This is a genomic window from Fulvivirga sedimenti (genome assembly GCF_020328055.1).
Window position 1 is genome coordinate 229,355 of sequence record NZ_JAIXNE010000004.1, and the last position, 17,765, is coordinate 247,119.

Annotated in this window: 14 protein-coding genes; 11 read left to right on the forward strand and 3 right to left on the reverse strand. The window is 44.4% G+C overall.

The annotated features are described in order from the left end of the window. Window positions 1-28 precede the first annotated feature (28 nt). Window positions 29-667 carry a TlpA family protein disulfide reductase gene (locus LDX50_RS19055; protein WP_225697794.1) on the forward strand — a complete coding sequence of 213 codons (639 nt, stop codon included), beginning with the start codon at window positions 29-31 and terminating at the stop codon, window positions 665-667. Between the two features lie 2 nt (window positions 668-669). Further along, window positions 670-2,421, forward strand: coding sequence for a PAS domain S-box protein (locus LDX50_RS19060; RefSeq protein ID WP_225697795.1), 1,752 nt, complete (start codon window positions 670-672; stop codon window positions 2,419-2,421). 3 nt (window positions 2,422-2,424) lie between these two features. Here the strand turns inward: LDX50_RS19060 and LDX50_RS19065 are convergent, their stop codons facing one another. Further along, on the reverse strand, window positions 2,425-4,248 hold the full coding sequence (locus tag LDX50_RS19065; RefSeq protein ID WP_225697796.1) for an ABC transporter ATP-binding protein: 1,824 nt from the start codon (window positions 4,246-4,248) through the stop codon (window positions 2,425-2,427). A 144-nt stretch (window positions 4,249-4,392) separates the two neighbouring features. Between LDX50_RS19065 and yaaA the strand changes: the two genes are divergently transcribed. From yaaA to selD, 3 genes are all read left to right on the forward strand, one after another. Then, window positions 4,393-5,157, forward strand: a complete 765-nt coding sequence (gene yaaA, locus LDX50_RS19070; protein WP_225697797.1) for a peroxide stress protein YaaA — start codon at window positions 4,393-4,395, stop codon at window positions 5,155-5,157. A gap of 128 nt (window positions 5,158-5,285) precedes the next feature. Next, on the forward strand, window positions 5,286-6,332 hold the full coding sequence (gene mnmH / locus LDX50_RS19075; protein ID WP_225697798.1) for a tRNA 2-selenouridine(34) synthase MnmH: 1,047 nt from the start codon (window positions 5,286-5,288) through the stop codon (window positions 6,330-6,332). Beyond that, complete coding sequence (selD, locus tag LDX50_RS19080; protein ID WP_225697799.1) at window positions 6,320-7,357, forward strand: selenide, water dikinase SelD; 1,038 nt, start codon at window positions 6,320-6,322, stop codon at window positions 7,355-7,357. The genes mnmH and selD overlap by 13 nt, the downstream gene beginning before the upstream one ends. 26 nt (window positions 7,358-7,383) lie before the next feature. On the opposite strand, the gene LDX50_RS19085 is transcribed toward selD, so the two are convergent. Continuing rightward, the gene (locus tag LDX50_RS19085; RefSeq protein WP_225697800.1) at window positions 7,384-8,688 is read right to left on the reverse strand and encodes a hypothetical protein; all 1,305 of its coding nucleotides are present in this window, start codon (window positions 8,686-8,688) and stop codon (window positions 7,384-7,386) included. Between the two features lie 171 nt (window positions 8,689-8,859). On the opposite strand from LDX50_RS19085, the gene LDX50_RS19090 reads away from it, so the two are divergent. After that, complete coding sequence (locus LDX50_RS19090) at window positions 8,860-9,696, forward strand: VOC family protein (protein WP_225697801.1); 837 nt, start codon at window positions 8,860-8,862, stop codon at window positions 9,694-9,696. A gap of 3 nt (window positions 9,697-9,699) precedes the next feature. On the opposite strand, the gene LDX50_RS19095 is transcribed toward LDX50_RS19090, so the two are convergent. Further along, entirely contained in the window at window positions 9,700-10,656 is a 957-nt protein-coding gene (locus LDX50_RS19095; RefSeq protein WP_225697802.1) for a DUF4421 domain-containing protein, read from the reverse strand. Between the two features lie 189 nt (window positions 10,657-10,845). Here LDX50_RS19095 and LDX50_RS19100 point away from each other — a divergent pair, with 189 nt between their 5' ends. The 5 genes from LDX50_RS19100 (at window position 10,846) to LDX50_RS19120 (ending at window position 17,764) form a co-directional block, all read left to right on the forward strand. After that, the gene (locus LDX50_RS19100) at window positions 10,846-11,748 is read left to right on the forward strand and encodes an ABC transporter ATP-binding protein (RefSeq protein WP_225697803.1); all 903 of its coding nucleotides are present in this window, start codon (window positions 10,846-10,848) and stop codon (window positions 11,746-11,748) included. Continuing rightward, window positions 11,738-15,346 (forward strand): ABC transporter permease/M1 family aminopeptidase, encoded by a 3,609-nt coding sequence (locus tag LDX50_RS19105; RefSeq protein WP_225697804.1) that lies wholly within the window; start codon window positions 11,738-11,740, stop codon window positions 15,344-15,346. Before LDX50_RS19100 ends, LDX50_RS19105 begins: the two co-directional genes overlap by 11 nt. Before the next feature lie 102 nt (window positions 15,347-15,448). After that, window positions 15,449-16,258 carry a PhzF family phenazine biosynthesis protein gene (locus LDX50_RS19110; protein WP_225697805.1) on the forward strand — a complete coding sequence of 270 codons (810 nt, stop codon included), beginning with the start codon at window positions 15,449-15,451 and terminating at the stop codon, window positions 16,256-16,258. Next, window positions 16,248-17,024 (forward strand): M23 family metallopeptidase, encoded by a 777-nt coding sequence (locus LDX50_RS19115; protein WP_225697806.1) that lies wholly within the window; start codon window positions 16,248-16,250, stop codon window positions 17,022-17,024. The genes LDX50_RS19110 and LDX50_RS19115 overlap by 11 nt, the downstream gene beginning before the upstream one ends. A 74-nt stretch (window positions 17,025-17,098) precedes the next feature. Beyond that, window positions 17,099-17,764, forward strand: coding sequence for a response regulator transcription factor (locus tag LDX50_RS19120; protein ID WP_225697807.1), 666 nt, complete (start codon window positions 17,099-17,101; stop codon window positions 17,762-17,764). The last annotated feature ends 1 nt before the right edge of the window (window position 17,765 follow it).

The following is a 17,765-nucleotide window of genomic DNA, read 5'->3' on the forward strand; positions in this document are numbered from 1 at the left end:
TATGCCTCTTTTAAATTGGTATACTTATATGCAAAAAATTTTACTTTTTCTTGCGCTCACACTTACTGCACTTGGCGGTATTGGATTCCTTTTTTGGGAGCAGGAATATAAGTATACCCTTCCCACACCCATCCCGCAAAACCTTAAACAGGTAGAAACAGGCGACAGTGTAGAAGCGATCCTGCCCCGGCTTCCCGGCAAAAAGGGAGTATTCGTTCACTTTTACAATTATGATTGTCCGTGTTCTCGTTTCAACATCACTGAATTCCAATCTATGGTTCGCAGGTATTCAGATGACATTCAGTTTATTGCGGTATTGCAAAGCGAAGATCAGGATCCTCTGAAAATCGAAGAATTCAAAAAGAAATATGATCTGGGCATAGAAGTAATCGATGACCCGGATGGAAGCATCGCAGATGCCCTCGGTATTTACAGCACACCACAGGCGGTTTTAATACAGGACCATAAGATTTATTATAAAGGCAATTACAACCGGGCACGCTTTTGCGTTTCACGCAATACCAAGTTTGCCGAAATTGCCCTGGATGCAATGCTCAATGGGGAAGAACCTCCCTATTTCCCTGAAGTGGCATTAACCGCATATGGCTGCGAATTACCCTCCAACTCTGAAGCAAATAACAGTACAAACCTTTTATCAATTTTTTAAAAATGGCTACGAAAAAGGAAATACGTCAATTTTTTAATGAGGTTCACGGCAAGTCGAACCGTATTATTGAGAAAGTCCTGTTTGGATATTTTGCATTTGGCATCCTGCTGTCATTCTTTTATGACACCTGGATCGTAGGTATCGGCGTAGGATCACTCTGTTTGATACTTTATTTCGGAACGAAGGCAATTTTTAAGGAGAATTATATTCTTCAGTACGTTGGCAGCCTTGTCTTCGGAATATTCATGGCACAATTCATTTATCAGATGCATGGGCTGTTTGAAATGCATTTTACTGCATTCATTGCCATCATAGCCATGATCACATATCAGAACAAATGGGCATTCCTGCCGCAATTGCTGTTTGTGGTCGTTCATCACTCTGCCTTTGCATACATACAATATTTGGGAGTAGTCAATGAGAATATTGCTTATCAGCAAATCTATTTTACCCAGTTGGAGTTCATGGATTTCCAAACATTCCTGTTCCATGCCGGGCTGTATGCTTTTGGTGTTATACTGGCGGCAATCTATGCGCATAACCTTGCCCAACATACCATCTCAAATGCTGAAAATATCTTAAAGCTTCGCGCTTCCGATGCAATCACTTCCAAGAACATTGAAATTGCTAATGAGATTGCTAATGGAAACCTGGAAACTGAAATAGAACTTCGTGAAGGCGATTTGTTAGGAGCGGCACTGATGGAAATGCGCAACAGCCTGAAGGAAAGCAGCGAGCGGGAAAAAGAAGAACGATTTATAAACCTGGGCATCGCCGAATTGAGTGAAATTATCCGTGCACATGATAATGATCTGGACGAACTTTCATATCAGGTAATAAGTTACCTGGTCAAATACCTGAAGGCGAACCAGGGAGCTATTTTCATACACACTGAGAATGAAGACGGAGAATATCTTGAGCTAAAAGGATGCTACGCCTACAATCGCAAGAAGTTCCTCAACAAAAAAATAGAAATTGGAGAAGGATTGGTTGGACAATGTTTCCTTGAGCGTGAGCCAACCCTCCTGAAGGAAATTCCCGAGGGTTATCTCAATATCACTTCCGGTTTGGGTGAAGCCTCTCCCCGCTTTCTGGCAGTACTCCCGATAAAAACTGACCAAATCATTGAAGGGGTTATTGAAATAGCCACATTCAAGGATTTTGAACAGTTCCAGATCGATTTCCTGATCAAGGTATGTGAAAGTATTGCCTCAGTAATTGCCTCTGCAAAGGTAAACAGCAAGACAAAAATGCTTTTCGAGAAATCACAGGAGCAGACTGAAATGTTAAGGTCACAGGACGAAGAAATGCGACAGAACATGGAAGAATTATCCGCAACACAGGAAGAAATGCAGCGTAAATCCAAGGAATTTGAAAGCCGTTTTCAGGCGCTCAATGAAAGTAATCTTGGATTCGTTGAATTCGATATGAGCGGTAAGATCATCAATACCAACACGGCATTTGCCAGGATGCTCAGCTTTGCACCGGACGATCTTCTTGGTCAGAAATATTCTTCACTTATCAGCACGTCTGAAAAAGATCTTGATACCTTCCAGGCACTGATTCGAAATGTGCGTCCCGGAGAACCACTACACGGACGATTTGAGAAGATTGCATCAACGGGAAAGATAATTGCTTTCCAGGGATCTTATTCAATGATCACAGACGTGAATGGAGAGCCATCGGGAATCCTTCATGTTGGCATCCCTTTGTCAACAACTGTTGAAAAATCAGCCGAACTGGTGGCAGAATAACTTCTATCTGTATCCTGCCGCCTGAAGCTCGAATAATTCGGCATAAAGCCCTTTATTCTGCATGAGTTCTTCGTGGGTGCCGAGTTCTTCGAGCCGGCCCTCGCGAAGAACCAGTATCCTGTCTGCCATTCGAACCGTGCTGAACCTGTGAGAAATGATGATACTGGTTTTGTCCTGCGTAAGTCCTATGAAACGCTGAAAAACTTCGTACTCGGCTTTAGCGTCCAGCGCCGCTGTTGGTTCGTCAAGGATCAGCACATTCGCGTCCTTCATATATGCCCGCGCTAAAGCAACCTTCTGCCATTGTCCGCCAGACAATTCCTTTCCCTGAGCAAAGCGCCTGCCCAGCTGTTGATCCAGACCAAGTTCAAGCTCCGATATAACCTCACTTGCCAGACTCCTTTCGGCCGCGACCTCAATCCGCTCCATATTTTCAAGTTCATCAATATTGCCGACCGCAATATTTTCCCTCATCGTAAATTCATATTTGAAGAAGTCCTGAAAAATAACGCCGAAGAGCTGCTGGTATTGATCTCGGTTGTAGCGGCTGATGTTAACCCCCTCCAAGGTGATCTCTCCTGATGTTGGTTCATAAAACCGAAGAAACAATTTGATGAGGGTGGTCTTACCTGCCCCGTTTTGTCCGACAAATGCCATTTTCTCACCGGGCCGCAGTGTAAAACTAACATCGGTCAGCACGTTCTGAGCTGAACCGGGATAGGCAAAGGATAAGTTCTTCACCTTAAATCCCTCCCTGATAACCTTGGGAACCGGCAGCGACTGATCGGAAGGATCCTCAACGACCAGATCAATAAAATCAAAGTAATCCCGTAAGTACAATGCCCGCTCGGTGATACGTGTAAAACGAAGAAAAAATCCCTGCAGGTTTCCCCGTAAGCGGTTAAAAGAGCCCGACAGGAACGTGAGATCCCCCAGGGTCAGAACGCCCGCTATCACCCGTAAAATAATCAGAACATAGGCTCCATAATAGCTAAGAACACCCAGCATATTAAAAACGGCACCAAATGAAGTCTGACGAATAGCTAGTGCTTTATTGAGTTGATAGTATTCATCGGAAACCTTTTGGAATCGCCCTGCTATGAAATCAGAAATTCCGAATAATTTAACTTCCCTGGCCGTCTGGTCATTCGCTCCTATATAACGCAGGTAATCCAGCTCACGACGTTCAGCAGTCCATGAACGGGCCAGTGAATAACGCCTGGAACTGAATTTGATCTCATTGATAAATGATGGAATGATACTTAACACGAGCAAAATAAGTAGCCATGGTTCAAAGTAGATCAGTCCGGCGATGAGCGAGATCATAGAAATGATGTTTTCGACCTGGGTCAGAGATTCTGACATCAGGTTTACGCGGCTGGTCGTCTGTTGCCTTGCCCTTTCCAGCTTATCATAAAAATCAGGGTCTTCGAGCTGACTGATCGTAATATCCTTGGTCTTACGAATAATAATGATCGATGATGCATTGGCATACAGGTCACCGAGCAGGCCGTCAGTAAGACCAATAGCTCTGCTTAAAAGGTCGGAAAGCAGCGCGAGCACTAATTCGGCACCCACATACATCCATAAAGCAGAAAGATCTGTTTCGTCCAGTGAAACCTGGAGCACAATTTCATCTATGATTAATTTCCCAACCCATAATAGTGCGATCGGCACGAAGGCGTTGAGCAGGCGGCACAGCAGATTTGACAGGAATAAAAAGCGATTTGTTCGCCAGATTTCCATAAAAAACCTGGGGATAAATCGCAGGGCCCTGAAAGATCCTTTCAATTCTGGCTTATCTTTTATTGATTCGGGAGTTCGCATAGTGGTTTATAAAAGCGAAAATGCGTAAGCGATCTTTGACAAAATGCTTTTCTCACGCATTGCAGGAAAATATGCCAAAAATTAGATCAATTTTGCCTAACACTTGTTAAACTTGAAAACTAATTTAATTCATTACCCTATTCTATGATTGCAATTATTTCACCAGCTAAAACACTTGACTTTGAAAATCAGACCGATTTCGTTCAGACAAAACCTGACTTTAAAACAGAGGCTAATAAGCTGGTTAAAGAGATGCGTCAGAAATCGGCAGGAGATCTGCAGTCGATGATGGACATCAGCGAAGACCTGGCTACGCTCAATGTTGAACGTTTCGATAACTTTTCCCTTACGCGCCACCCGGCACATGCACGACAGGCCGTTTTTGCTTTTAAAGGTGAGGTGTATCGGGGACTGGATATCGAATCACTTGATGAAGAAGCCTGGAATTATGTTGGTGAGCACCTTCGAATATTATCCGGCCTGTATGGATTGCTCCGTCCGTTTGATGTTATACAGCCCTATCGTCTTGAAATGGGCACAAGAGTAGCTGTTAATGGTTATTCAAATCTCTATGAATATTGGGGAAACAAGATTACCCGTAAACTGAATAAGGCCCTGAAAGAACAGGATAACCCTGTGCTGATCAATCTTGCATCCCAGGAATATTTTAAAGCCGTCGATGCTGAAAAAGTAAAGGGCAGACTCATCAATATTGAATTCAGGGATTTCAGTCAGGGCGACTACAAATTCATTGCTGTTTACGCAAAGAAGGCACGCGGACTGATGGTTCGATATATGGCGGAAAATAAACTCACCGATCCGGAAGATCTGAAGGGTTTTAACCTTGAAGGATATGAGTTCGACGCGAATCGATCTGATTATAGCACTTTCTCCTTTCGAAGAAAGTAAGCGAAGTCGATCGAAATTCACATCGCTAAAACTTAAAGGAACAACTTCGTTCTGATCAGCCCGGATAATTCATCGCAACAGGGATTGCACAATTTACTTGTATCTTTGGTCAGGCGAAGTCTGCTCCTATGAAGAAGATTGATGTAACACACGTACTGGAAAGTATCCAAGAGATTCCGCTCATCGACGTGCGATCGCCATCGGAATATACATTTGCCCATATCCCGGGAGCAATAAATATACCCTTATTTACAGATCTGGAAAGACGGCGCGTAGGCATTTGCTATAAACAGGAAGGACAAAAAGCCGCTATTAAATTAGGGCTCAAACTGGTTGGCCCAAAGATGGTTCATTTTGTTGAATCTGCGGAAGCGCTCAAAAGTGATAAACTGATGATTCATTGCTGGCGTGGCGGAATGAGATCCGCAAGCATGGCATGGCTCCTTCAAACCGCAGGCCTTGAAGTCATGGTTCTGCAAGATGGTTATAAAGCATTCAGGCGTGCCCTTCTTGAATACTTCGCGCAACCCCTTCCGATCATAATCCTCGGTGGCAAAACGGGCAGCGGCAAAACCGAGATCCTTCTCGAACTTATGCGACAGGGGCATCAGGTAGTGGACCTCGAGGGCCTTGCTAATCACCGCGGATCTGCTTTTGGCAGTCTCGGACTCCCGCCGCAACCTTCCACTGAACAATTTCAGAATGAATTATTCATGACTATGTATGTCATGGATCATGATCAACCCATATGGCTGGAGGATGAATCATCGTCGATTGGGAAGGTAGGCCTGCCTGAGGACCTATGGAAACAGATGTCCCATGCGCCGGTTGTAATGCTGGATATTCCACTAAAAGAGCGGGTGCGCCGGCTCGTAGATGAATATGGGGAATTTGATCGAGCCACCCTTGGGGAAGCTATTCAGAAGATCGGAAAGAAACTTGGCGGCCAACATGAAAAAAGGGCCATGGAAGCACTCAAATCAGGGGAACTGGCTATAGTTGCGGAAATTCTGCTTACGTACTATGATAAGTCATATGACTATGTTAAAAATCGAAGAAATCAGCATATAGTTGATATTCTCACCTTACAGCACGATTCAATTGCTGAGACGGCATCCGTCCTTTCGGAAATACCCAATAAACAAAATGCGTCGATCCTACAATGGAAAAAATAAAACTAACCCAATTTAGTCACGGTGCGGGATGCGGCTGTAAAATTGCCCCTGACCTTCTTGAACAAATCCTGCAGCATAATCCAAACTCCTTAACGTTTCCTGGACTCCTGGTTGGGAACAGTACGAAGGACGATGCGGCCGTTTTTGACCTGGGTAATGGTGAAGCAATCATCAGCACGACTGATTTCTTCATGCCCATCGTAGATGATCCGGAGGATTTTGGTGGTATCGCTTCTGTAAATGCTATTTCAGATATATATGCGATGGGCGGTACTCCCCTCATGGCGATAGCGATTCTCGGATGGCCGGTGGATAAACTTTCTCCGGATATCGCCGCTCTTGTATTAAAAGGGAGCAGGACAGCTTGTGAATCTGCCGGAATACCCCTTGCCGGAGGTCACAGTATTGATGCCCCCGAACCGATCTTCGGATTGGCCGTAACAGGGCGTATAAAAACAGGGCAAATAAAAAAGAATGATGGTGCACTTCCCGGCTCCTTGCTATACCTGACCAAACCTATTGGAGTAGGCATCGTTACAACTGCACAAAAAAAGGGGATCGTGCGCGATGAAGACCTGAAAGTGGTTCGTGACAGCATGCTTACACTGAATAAAACAGGGGAAATGCTGGCCGGATTGTCCTATGTAAACGCCCTCACCGATGTTACCGGATTTGGATTACTCGGACACCTGGTCGAGATGTGTGAAGGTTCGGGCGTAAGTGCCATGATTGATTTCGAAAAGGTCCCAAAATTTAGTTTTCTGGAGCCCTACATTGCCGGGAAATGTTTTCCTGGCGGAACTAAGCGCAACCTGCGTAGCTATGGACATAAAATATTAGCAGAGAATACCGACTGGCTGGATATTCTTGCGGACCCACAAACGTCAGGAGGATTACTAATCTCCGTAGACAGCGCCTTCCGGCAGGAGTTTGAATCTGTGATGTCTAAGCAGGGAATGAACTTGTGGCCTTTCGGTGAATTGCAGACACCGGCAGAGGATATTCCTCTGATCCGGATTTCCTGAATCATAATCCTGATCGGGAAAATTCACTAATTAAAATACACCTGATATTGTAACAGAACGGCTCCTCTCCTGCCATCCAGATCACCGTTGGTGCGAAACAAGGGCCTGTTTTGATAGGCAATGGTCAGCTTTGATGTATTTGCATCGAGCAACCAGTTAATACCGGCATCATAAAAGACCATCGTATCGTTCAGTCGTTCGAAAAACCCTATTTCAGTGGCGATATATGGCATAAATGAAGTTTTCCACAATGCATTGTCTTTAAGCTTATACCCCAGCTGCCCATACAGCATATTACCAGTTCCGCCCACCGGATATCCATTTCCTCCCCCATTCAAAAGAGTGTTATCACTGGTCCCGTTTGCCGGATTCATGAGGGCAAGGTTCCGGGTATAATTCGGTCCGAAGTCGTAATGGGTAAAGACGCCATAGAAGCTTAATGTCTTTCCTTCATTACCAATGGGACTGTCATAATAAATGTCGACCGCCACGTTAAGCAAGTCGGTCGTAACGGTATCCATCGGGGATACGGTATGCCACATGGCATCGGGCTGAAAAATGAACCCTGCCCCAATATTGAATACATCCTTCTTGCCCAGATAGGTTCCGGTCATATAGGGCATTTTGTTTGATTCAGAGTCCCTGAATTGATATTGAAAGTATCCGTTCCACTGTTTTTTAGGAGGTTTGGCAGAGAAAGTTGATACAGATGAAATCTCCGGATTATAAAAACCTGATTTCTGAATCGCCATGGGATGGGCAATGGTTAGCCTGTAATCAAAACGACCTAATTTTCCTTTGGCATATACTGACAGCTTTCGCAGGAACTGGTCAGTGATATCGTTCGTCGACTGCAGGAAGAGCGGTACATCAATTCCCATAATGGAAGTTATCGATGGGGTGGAAAACCTTGAAAGTCCGGACCAGGCAGTCAACCCTGTTCCCATGGTAAATTTATCAGCCACTATCTCATACTCTCCCAGGGCGTCATGGACAAAAAAACCAGCCTTTCGGTCACTGAGAAAGTTGAAGTTATTCTCTCCAATCTGACTGTAAATAAATACGCGATCGCTTAATTGCCCATAAAACTGAATCCTGAAACGCCGTATTCCAATATCATATCCATCGGATTGCGGCTCCCCGTATACCGTTGTCCCCGGATTGAATTTCTGATAGCGGTTCCAAACCTGTGCAAGCAAGGTGAATTTCACATAATGAGTACCGTCTTCATTAAGGGTGAGTTTGCCGTCCTTCAGCGTTTGGCCTGACCCTGAGACTGAGAGCGAAAACAACAGAAAGAACAGAACATACTTTCCTGGGTTAAATATCATCAGGTGGAATTTATGAATTCGTAGAATATGTTAATTGGATCATAACATATTTATGTCTGCCCAATAACCCAAGTCATTTGTCCTTTATTTCTGAAGGCAAGATTAAATAGTTATATATCGTCGATGTTTTTTCTATTTTTAGGGATTAAACCTTGATCAAGCTACTACATTATGCTAAAATTCAGCCTCATTCTCATCCTTAGCGTTTGCTGTATGACTGCCTTTTCACAACCTGCACCTATTCCGGGAAAATTTGTTCACTCAGTTTATTTCTGGCTGAAAAACCCCGACAGCGAATCCGACAAGAAGGAGTTTTTGGCTTCACTTGAAAAATTCATACAAAGCAGTAAATACATAACTTCCTATCACATTGCCCCACCTGCAGGTACCCCGCGGGAGGTGGTTGATAATTCCTATACCTTCAACCTTGTCGCAACTTTCGAAAGCGCCGAGCTGCAGGATCTCTACCAGAAGGAAGATGTGCACCTGACCTTCATCGAGGAAGCCAGCCACCTTTGGGAGCGGGTACAAATTTATGACTCCTATCCGGGCCGCGACCTGAAGCCTGATTTTGTTCGGAGCGACATACAGGTCGGAGTGGTCGTCAGTGACCTTGAAAAATCGGTGAACTTCTATACGAATGTTTTGGGGATGGTGAAAACGGGTGAATTCTCGATCGATGAGGATTTCGGCAAACGTTCCGGACTAAGCAATGGTGAGCCTTTCGATGTGGTGGTTTTAGGAACCTCGGATAATCCATCAGCCAGTCAATGGAAAGTAATGAGTTTTAAAAATCCTGCACGACAGGCAAAGAATAATCACATTCAGGATCACCTGGGCATGCGATACATTACGCTTTTCGTGAACAACCTCGACACACTGCTGAACAGACTTGAAGCAGCTGGCATTGAATTACTTGGCGAATCGCCCACTTCGCTGCCCGACGGTCGCCGCTTTGTGCTCATCCAGGATCCGGATGGAATTTTCATTGAATTGATTGGTAATTGATAATCAGTTCGGCGAATTCTTTTTGAACCATTGATTTTTATGAAAGCGATAGGCTACAATAAATCTCAGATTACCTGTATTCAGAAGGTTTCGGTAATTATTACTAACCTGTACGCGTTGGGTTACGAAAAATGCACTTACCGTAAACCTGTTGGAATTGTAGCCGATAGCGGTTTTTAAGCCCAGATCAATACAAGCATAGCTTTCACGGAATTCGTCATTTTCTGCACCCAGCTTATAGTATCCAATACCCAGGTGCGCTGTGGCTGAAATCAGGAAAAAAAAGTGTTCTTTCAACACAAATTGATGGGCGTAACCACCGTTCGGACCAATTTTAAAAAAATCCAGTTCATCATATTCAATTAACTGTTCTACTTCAAATGAACCAGGAATAAGACTGCTGTCTGCCTTTACTTTTCCAAAAAAGAAGTCTCCACCCAGAATCCAGGTACCTGCAGATCGCTTCTGATATTCGGAATTCATCATCGCAGCCCGAAAAGAGAATTTCCGGTGATTAAAAATGTATTGATAAACCGCGCCAAATTCACGAACCTGTAAATCTTCCCTCAGATATTTTTCTCCGGATGCGGTCGTGTAGTCTTTCAGGTAATAACCCCGGTAAAACTGACCGAACAAATCGATATTCATTTTTCCCAGGTATTGATGTGCCTGCAGGTCGAGATACCTTGTTTTACCCTTGCCCTGATCGGGGTTCATGAAATCGAATCCATACGCCAGGTTTAACGTAGCCCATTTATAGGTGGCACCAATACCAAGATTACGCGTTGTATTTGGAAGATATTTGAACGTTTGATCTACCAATAATGGATAGCTAATATTGAAACCCGTGTATTTCCTTGAAAAATAGAATCTGGCCGTTACCTGGTCCGGAAATGTTTGTATATACGTCGTATCAATATCAGAGAATACTTTATCCTGTGCTGTTAATGAACGACTCAAGGAGAGTAATACTATGATTACACTAAATAGTATACAGGATTTCACTGACCTGAAGTTAATATTTATTTCGGGAACAACGAATCGTCAGCATACCTCACCGTTCACAGGTTAAAATTGGCTGTTCACTAAAGTTTCGATGGAAAATGAAGTTTCTGGGTGTATGTTCGGAAGAACTGAAAATATGAACCCATGCAGCTAACCATTTCAAATCTTTCTAAAACATATTCTAATGGCATCCAGGCACTTAAGGATGTAACCCTGACAATCCCTCAAGGTATGTTTGGATTACTCGGCCCCAATGGTGCCGGAAAATCAAGTCTCATGCGAACCATTGCCACTCTCCAGGAACCGGATTCCGGCGAAATTACCCTCGGCGATATTGACGTGCTACGGCAAAAAGATGAAGTCCGTAAGGTACTCGGATATCTGCCGCAGGAATTTGGTGTATACCCTAAGATATCAGCCGAGGTTTTACTGGATCACCTCGCAATTCTTAAAGGCATCTCAAACAAGGGAGAACGTGCAGATCTTGTGGAAGCTTTATTAAAGAAAACCAATCTCTATCAACACAGAAAAAAGAACCTGGGAGGTTTTTCTGGTGGAATGAAGCAACGATTTGGTATCGCACAGGCGTTGCTTGCAGACCCAAAACTGATCATCGTGGATGAACCTACCGCGGGACTTGATCCGGCGGAACGAAACCGTTTCCATAATCTCCTGGCTGAATTGGGGGAAAATACAGTAGTGATCCTGTCAACCCATATCGTAGATGACGTACGTGAACTATGTACCGATATGGCTATTATACACCAGGGTCAGGTACTGTTAAAAGGAAACCCCGCGGAAGCTATTGATGCAATTAAAGGAAAGATCTGGCGGAAACGGATTGAAAAAGGTGAGATTGAGGGCTACCGTTCACAATATCACGTCATTTCTGAAAAAATGTTTGCCGGACAGCCGGAAATACGTGTAATGAGCGATCTTCAGCCGGACCCCTCCTTCGAGGCGGTGGAATCACATCTTGAGGATGTTTACTTCACAACCATCCTGTCGGAGAACTCAACCGTAAACGAGGAGAACTATGTGGCTTAAGATTCTTGCTTTCGAACTCAAATACCGCTTCAAGCGGCCGGCAACCTATATTTATTTTGCCATACTGTTCCTGCTCTCATTCCTGGCAATATCCACCGACGTGGTACAGATTGGCGGTGGAGCCGGACTGGTAAAGGAGAACGCGCCTACAACCATCGCTACCATGATGGCCATTTTGGCCGCCATTTTCATGATGATCCCGTCTGCCATCATGGGGGTTGCTGTCCTTCGTGATTATGAACACGACATGGCCTCCATCATGTTCGTGAATCCGATTTCAAAATTTGATTACCTGGCAGGACGATTTGTAGGGTCATTCATCACGCTTCTTTTTGTTTTCAGCGGTATCCTGTTTGGATTCATCCTCGGTGAATTCATGTGGTGGAGAGATGTTGACAAACTTCTTCCCTTCAGTCTCTGGAATTACCTCCATCCTTTCGTCTGGATAGTTATTCCGAGTCTGTTTTTCTCGGGAGCCATCTTTTTTGTCAGCGGGGCGCTTTCGCGAAAAATGGTGTATGTATACCTCCAGTGGATTATTTTATTCATTGTATATCAGATTACAGCCATTCTTTTCGAAGAGATAGATAACCGGAGCCTCGCATCAATACTTGATCCGTTTGGGATCAGCACCATAAACGTGGAAACACAATACTGGACAGTGGATGAAAAGAACAGTCTTACCATTCCAATCGCCGGGGATTTCCTGTTAAACCGGATTCTTTGGACCACCATTGGAGTGCTGGCACTGATCGGCGGATACTTTGCTTTCAATTTTAACGTGGTACGCTCACGAAAAGGCCGAAAAATTCAAAGGGCGGTTAAAGACGCGGTGGCAGCCACCATACCGATTCCGGCAGCAACACAGCTTTTTGGCTTCAAAACGACTTTGAAACAACTCACAAGTCAGACCTGGTTCTATTTTAACCAGGTATTAAAAAGTATTCCCTTTCAGGCCATCGTCTTTTTCGGGATGTTCATTCTGATTGTGAATTCGTTTTACATGGGTCGCACATTTGGTACGTATACCTACCCCACAACGTACCTGATGCTGGAGCTTATCAGCGGTTTCCAACTGTTCATGATGATCATCCTGGTCGTTTACAGCGGTGAACTCATATGGAAAGAACGGGAAGTAAAGATCAACCTGATCTATGATGCCATGCCTGTGCGGGATATGACCAATTTGCTGGCAAAATTCTTTGGCATGGTCCTGATCTACGTCACACTTCTGCTGGCACTGATCGTGACGGCAATTATTATCCAGGCAGCACGAGGATATTATAACTTTGAGCTGGGTGTATATTTCTCGACACTATTTAGTGACACACTGTTCTTCCTGATTCTGTTTACCATGCTGGCATTCTTCATCCAGGTAATGGTCAACAATAAATTCCTCGGTTACGCGATGATGATCGTTTTCTTTATTTCGACCCTCGTATTAACGAATTTGGGTGTTGAACACCGGTTATTCAGGTTTGGCAGTTCCGATCTGGGTCCTTACTCCGATATGAACGGTTTCGGTCATTATGTACCCGGATTCAGCTGGTTCAATGTTTACTGGTTCGGCCTGGCAACCCTTCTGTTTGCAGTCGCTACTTTGTTTGCTGTCAGGGGGTCTGAGGCACTGCTGAAGATCCGATTCCGAATAGGAAAACTCAGACTATCAAGGTCACTATCTATTTTTATTATGACCTCCGTTATCGTATTCCTGCTCTCCGGATGTTATATATTTTATAACACCAACATGCTGAATAAATATCAAAACTCAGATGACCAGGAGGAATTGCAGACAGATTATGAAAAAGAGCTGAAACAGTATGAATACCTGATTCAGCCCAAGATCACCGATGTTACCATGGATGTAGATATCTACCCGTATAATCGTGATTATGAGGCAACAGGTAGCTATATATTGAAAAATAAAAGTAATGAACCTATTCGGGACATTCATGTTCAGCTGAGTACAGATTTCCAGATTCATACCGATACCATCTATTTCGACAGACCGGCAGTATTATCTGAGAACTTCAGCAAATTCGGGTATCGGATTTACTCATTGAATCAGGCACTCGAACCAGGTGAAGAAATGGAAATGCATTTTAAGACCTCTTTCATCACACGAGGATTCGTTGAGGGCAGTCCGAATAACACCGTCGTATTCAACGGAACTTTCTTCAATTCGTCTCAATTCCCATCGCTCGGATATAACGAAGGATTCGAACTATTCTCCGACAGCGACCGTAAGGATTATGATCTGAAACCAAAGGACAGGAATCTTGACCGGGATGATCCAAGAGGGCTGGCAAACAGCTTTTTCGGAGATGACGCCGATGGCATTATGTTCGAAATGGTGGTAAGCACAAGCCCGGACCAGATTGCCATTGCTCCGGGTTACCTGCAAAAAGAATGGGAAGAAGGTGACCGGCGATACTTCCACTACAAAATGGATGTACCCATGGCCAATTTCTACAATGTAGTTTCAGCACGGTACGAAGTGATGCGGGATAAAATGACGATTCCGCTTGACAGTGGTGAGAAGGAGATCGCTCTTGAAATATATTATCATAAGGGCCATGAATATAACCTGGACCGTATGATGAAAGCCATGAAGCAATCGTTCGCCTATTTCTCCGAAAATTTCTCGCCGTATCAATATCGTCAGATGCGAATTATGGAATTTCCCAGGTATTCAAGTTTTGCGCAGTCATTTGCCAATACTGTTCCTTTTTCCGAAGGCATTGGTTTTATGCTGGAGATAGAAGATGATGATGATGTGGATGTCGCCTATTTTGTAACGGCTCATGAACTCGCTCACCAGTGGTGGGGACATCAGATCGTACCTGCGAATGTGCAGGGAGCCGCCATGCTTTCTGAGTCTCTCTCACAGTATTCGGCTCTTATGGTAATGAAGAATGAATACTCCATGGAAAATATGAAGGAGTTCCTGAAGGAAGAGATGAACAGGTATCTTTCAGGACGGTCTGGCGAACAAAAGCGTGAAATGACCCTTACAAAGGTGGAATCACAAAACTATATCCATTACGGAAAGGGTGCGGTAAACATGTTCGCATTACAGGATTATATTGGCGAAGACAGTGTTAATACGGCATTACGGCGTTTTGTGGAAGAATGGCATGCCTATGGAGACAAGGACCGTTATCCGTCAACCAAGGACCTCATCCCCTACCTCAGAGATGTTACTCCCGATAGTCTGCAATTTCTTGTTACGGATCTCTTCGAAAAAATAGTTCTTTTCGAGAACAAGGTTAATGAGGCTTCCGTCGTTAAGAAGGGAGATCAGGAATGGGAAGTAACACTGGATTTGAGTGCAAAAAAACTCGAGGCCGATACGCTTGGTACGGAAACCGAGGTTCCTATCCGGGACTGGATCGACATTGGGGTATATACCTTCAAGGACGGCAAGGAACAACTTACGTACCTCAAAAAACACAAGTTTGAGAGTAATGAACAAACGATTACTATAACAGTGAATGAGGATCCGGTAAAAGCGGGAATAGACCCGATTAATAAACTAATAGACCGTAACCCGACTGATAATACCAAAGCTGTCACCTTCAGTGATGAAGGTACCTGATAAACCGATTGGTTTTTGTTTAGGAAACGCCCCTTTGAATGAAGGGGCGTTTTATTTTTCCAAACCCTTGGTGAGAAATTGAGTTACCAGTAATTTAATGGTATGGAAGAATTCTCAATTTACACGGTATTTAATCAGCCCAAAGCGGGATTACTCGGAAATACGGCGGCAGTGGTTTACCAGGAAATTATGCCTTCAGGTGATTATATGCAACGGCTTGCCGCCGACCTGAATCAACCTGCAACAACCTTCATTGCTCCTGCAGGTGACGATGTTCATTACCTGGTTCGATGGTTTGCACCTGATGCAGAGATCGGATTGTGTGGGCATGGAACGCTCGCTGCCATAGCTCATCTCGCAAATGACACCAGCACAACTGTCCGTTTGATTGCGGGTGAACAAAAATTATACGGTCAGATCACTGCTGAATCGCAAGCAGTCATGGAACTCGATTCGATCCTGGTGAGCGGACAAACTGACGCCCCTGACGGACTTCAGGAAGCACTTGGCAAACAAATCGTCGGGTATTTCCCGACTCCAAACAAAGATATCGTTCTTCTGGAAACTGAAGAGGACGTTTTTAATATGGAGCCCGACTTCGCCGCCCTGCGGCAAATCAAAGTCTTTGGGTACGCTGTAACCGCCCCCGGTAATGTAGCGGATTTTGTAAGCAGAACACTTGTGCCCCATGTTCAACAACTGGAGGATCATGCCACCGGGTCGTCCCATGCTGCTCTCGCCCCATTCTGGGCAGAACGCCTCGGGAAGACGGAACTGAAAGCGGTTCAACTCAGCCCAAGGGGTGGATATTTTAAATGCCAGGTTCAGTCAAATACGACTCGCCTGCAAGGCTATTTTCAAAAAATAGCAACCGGAAAATTAACCGTATCCGAAGTTGCCAATGTCGGATAAGTGCATTATCCTTTTCCTGTTATTAGTTTCGCTCTGTAATATCTCATTCTCGCAGGTCACTTTTGAAAAGAGTATTTCAGAGGAGAAATTTATACTTAAAGCTAAAAATGAATTACCTGTTGATATCAGACTGATAATCAAAGATTCAACAAATATTAAGACATATTTATTACCTTCCGGAAATGTGCCTGAGACTGTGCTTGAGTTGCCTCTGAAAAATCAGCCGGATACTACGGCCATTCTTGATTCTTTTAATTTCACCGTGCGGATCGGAAGTGGAGAACAGTTAAAAATCAAACGGTATAGGTACACGCTTCCTTTCAAGGAAGGAAGCCGTTATAAACTCATCCAGGGATTTAATGGTGCTTTCTCACATGACTCAGAAGCCAGCAGGTATGCGCTGGACTTCTCGATGCCTGTCGGAGATACTGTCTGCGCTGCACGGGGCGGGATGGTGGTCTGGACCGAGGACCAGTTTGAAGAAGGGGGCAACGACCGCAACCTGATCAACAAGGCGAACAGAATCCTCATCATGCACGATGACGGAACCATCGGCTTCTATGTGCATTTGGTGAAAAATGGCGTATTGGTGAAAATTGGAGAAAAGGTTGAGGAAGGCGACCCTATAGGATTAAGTGGCAATTCCGGGTTTTCAACCATGCCACACCTTCACTTCGCTGTGCACGACGATGACCAGTCAATACCCATTCGATTTAAGCAACAACCCCGGAAACTGGTAACGGGAAATTATTATGTGAATCAGTGATTTGGTTTGATCTTTTAAGGGAATATTAAGGTGTCCTGATTGGACATCGGGTTATTTCATGCGTATTTTGGAATATGAGAATTCTCATTGTGGAAGATGAACCGGGTATAGCGTCATTTCTTAAGGAGGGACTTGAGGAAGAGGATTTTAGCGTGGATCTTGCAGGGGACGGTGAGGACGGATTGAAAATGAGCCGGTCTGCCAACTATGACATAATGCTCATCGATTGGATGCTTCCAAAACTATCCGGTCTGGATCTGTGCAAAGAAATACGAAAACGTGACAAGAACGTCCCGATCATATTTGTAACTGCGCGGGATACCCTGGAGGATACCGTTGCAGGACTAAAATCAGGGGCAAATGATTATATCAAGAAGCCGTTCCATTTTGAAGAACTACTGGAACGAATACGCGTTCAATTGCGACCCATCCAGCGAACTGGGGAAGCATACAAACATGGTAGCCTTACCCTGGATACGGTAAAGCATTCAGTAGATCATGATGGAAAGCCCGTGAGTCTCACGCAGAAGGAATTCGCCCTGCTGGAATACCTTTTGAAGAATAAAAACAAATTATGTTCGCGCAAGGATATCATCAGAGACGTTTGGGACATTCATTTTGAATACGACACGGGTGTGATCGATGTCTACATCAACTCGTTGAGAAAGAAACTCGGACTGGATGTTTCCGGGGACTTTATTAAAACCGTCCGTGGATTGGGCTATATTATCGAGGATTAGG

Excerpts from the sequence above, each read along its gene's own strand:
- LDX50_RS19055 (WP_225697794.1), top strand. The coding sequence starts at position 29 with ATGCAAAAAATTTTACTTTTTCTTGCGCTCACACTTACTGCACTTGGC.
- LDX50_RS19060 (WP_225697795.1), top strand. The coding sequence starts at position 670 with ATGGCTACGAAAAAGGAAATACGTCAATTTTTTAATGAGGTTCACGGC.
- LDX50_RS19065 (WP_225697796.1), bottom strand. The coding sequence starts at position 4,248 with ATGCGAACTCCCGAATCAATAAAAGATAAGCCAGAATTGAAAGGATCT.
- yaaA (WP_225697797.1), top strand. The coding sequence starts at position 4,393 with ATGATTGCAATTATTTCACCAGCTAAAACACTTGACTTTGAAAATCAG.
- mnmH (WP_225697798.1), top strand. The coding sequence starts at position 5,286 with ATGAAGAAGATTGATGTAACACACGTACTGGAAAGTATCCAAGAGATT.
- selD (WP_225697799.1), top strand. The coding sequence starts at position 6,320 with ATGGAAAAAATAAAACTAACCCAATTTAGTCACGGTGCGGGATGCGGC.
- LDX50_RS19085 (WP_225697800.1), bottom strand. The coding sequence starts at position 8,688 with ATGATATTTAACCCAGGAAAGTATGTTCTGTTCTTTCTGTTGTTTTCG.
- LDX50_RS19090 (WP_225697801.1), top strand. The coding sequence starts at position 8,860 with ATGCTAAAATTCAGCCTCATTCTCATCCTTAGCGTTTGCTGTATGACT.
- LDX50_RS19100 (WP_225697803.1), top strand. The coding sequence starts at position 10,846 with ATGCAGCTAACCATTTCAAATCTTTCTAAAACATATTCTAATGGCATC.
- LDX50_RS19105 (WP_225697804.1), top strand. The coding sequence starts at position 11,738 with ATGTGGCTTAAGATTCTTGCTTTCGAACTCAAATACCGCTTCAAGCGG.
- LDX50_RS19110 (WP_225697805.1), top strand. The coding sequence starts at position 15,449 with ATGGAAGAATTCTCAATTTACACGGTATTTAATCAGCCCAAAGCGGGA.
- LDX50_RS19115 (WP_225697806.1), top strand. The coding sequence starts at position 16,248 with ATGTCGGATAAGTGCATTATCCTTTTCCTGTTATTAGTTTCGCTCTGT.
- LDX50_RS19120 (WP_225697807.1), top strand. The coding sequence starts at position 17,099 with ATGAGAATTCTCATTGTGGAAGATGAACCGGGTATAGCGTCATTTCTT.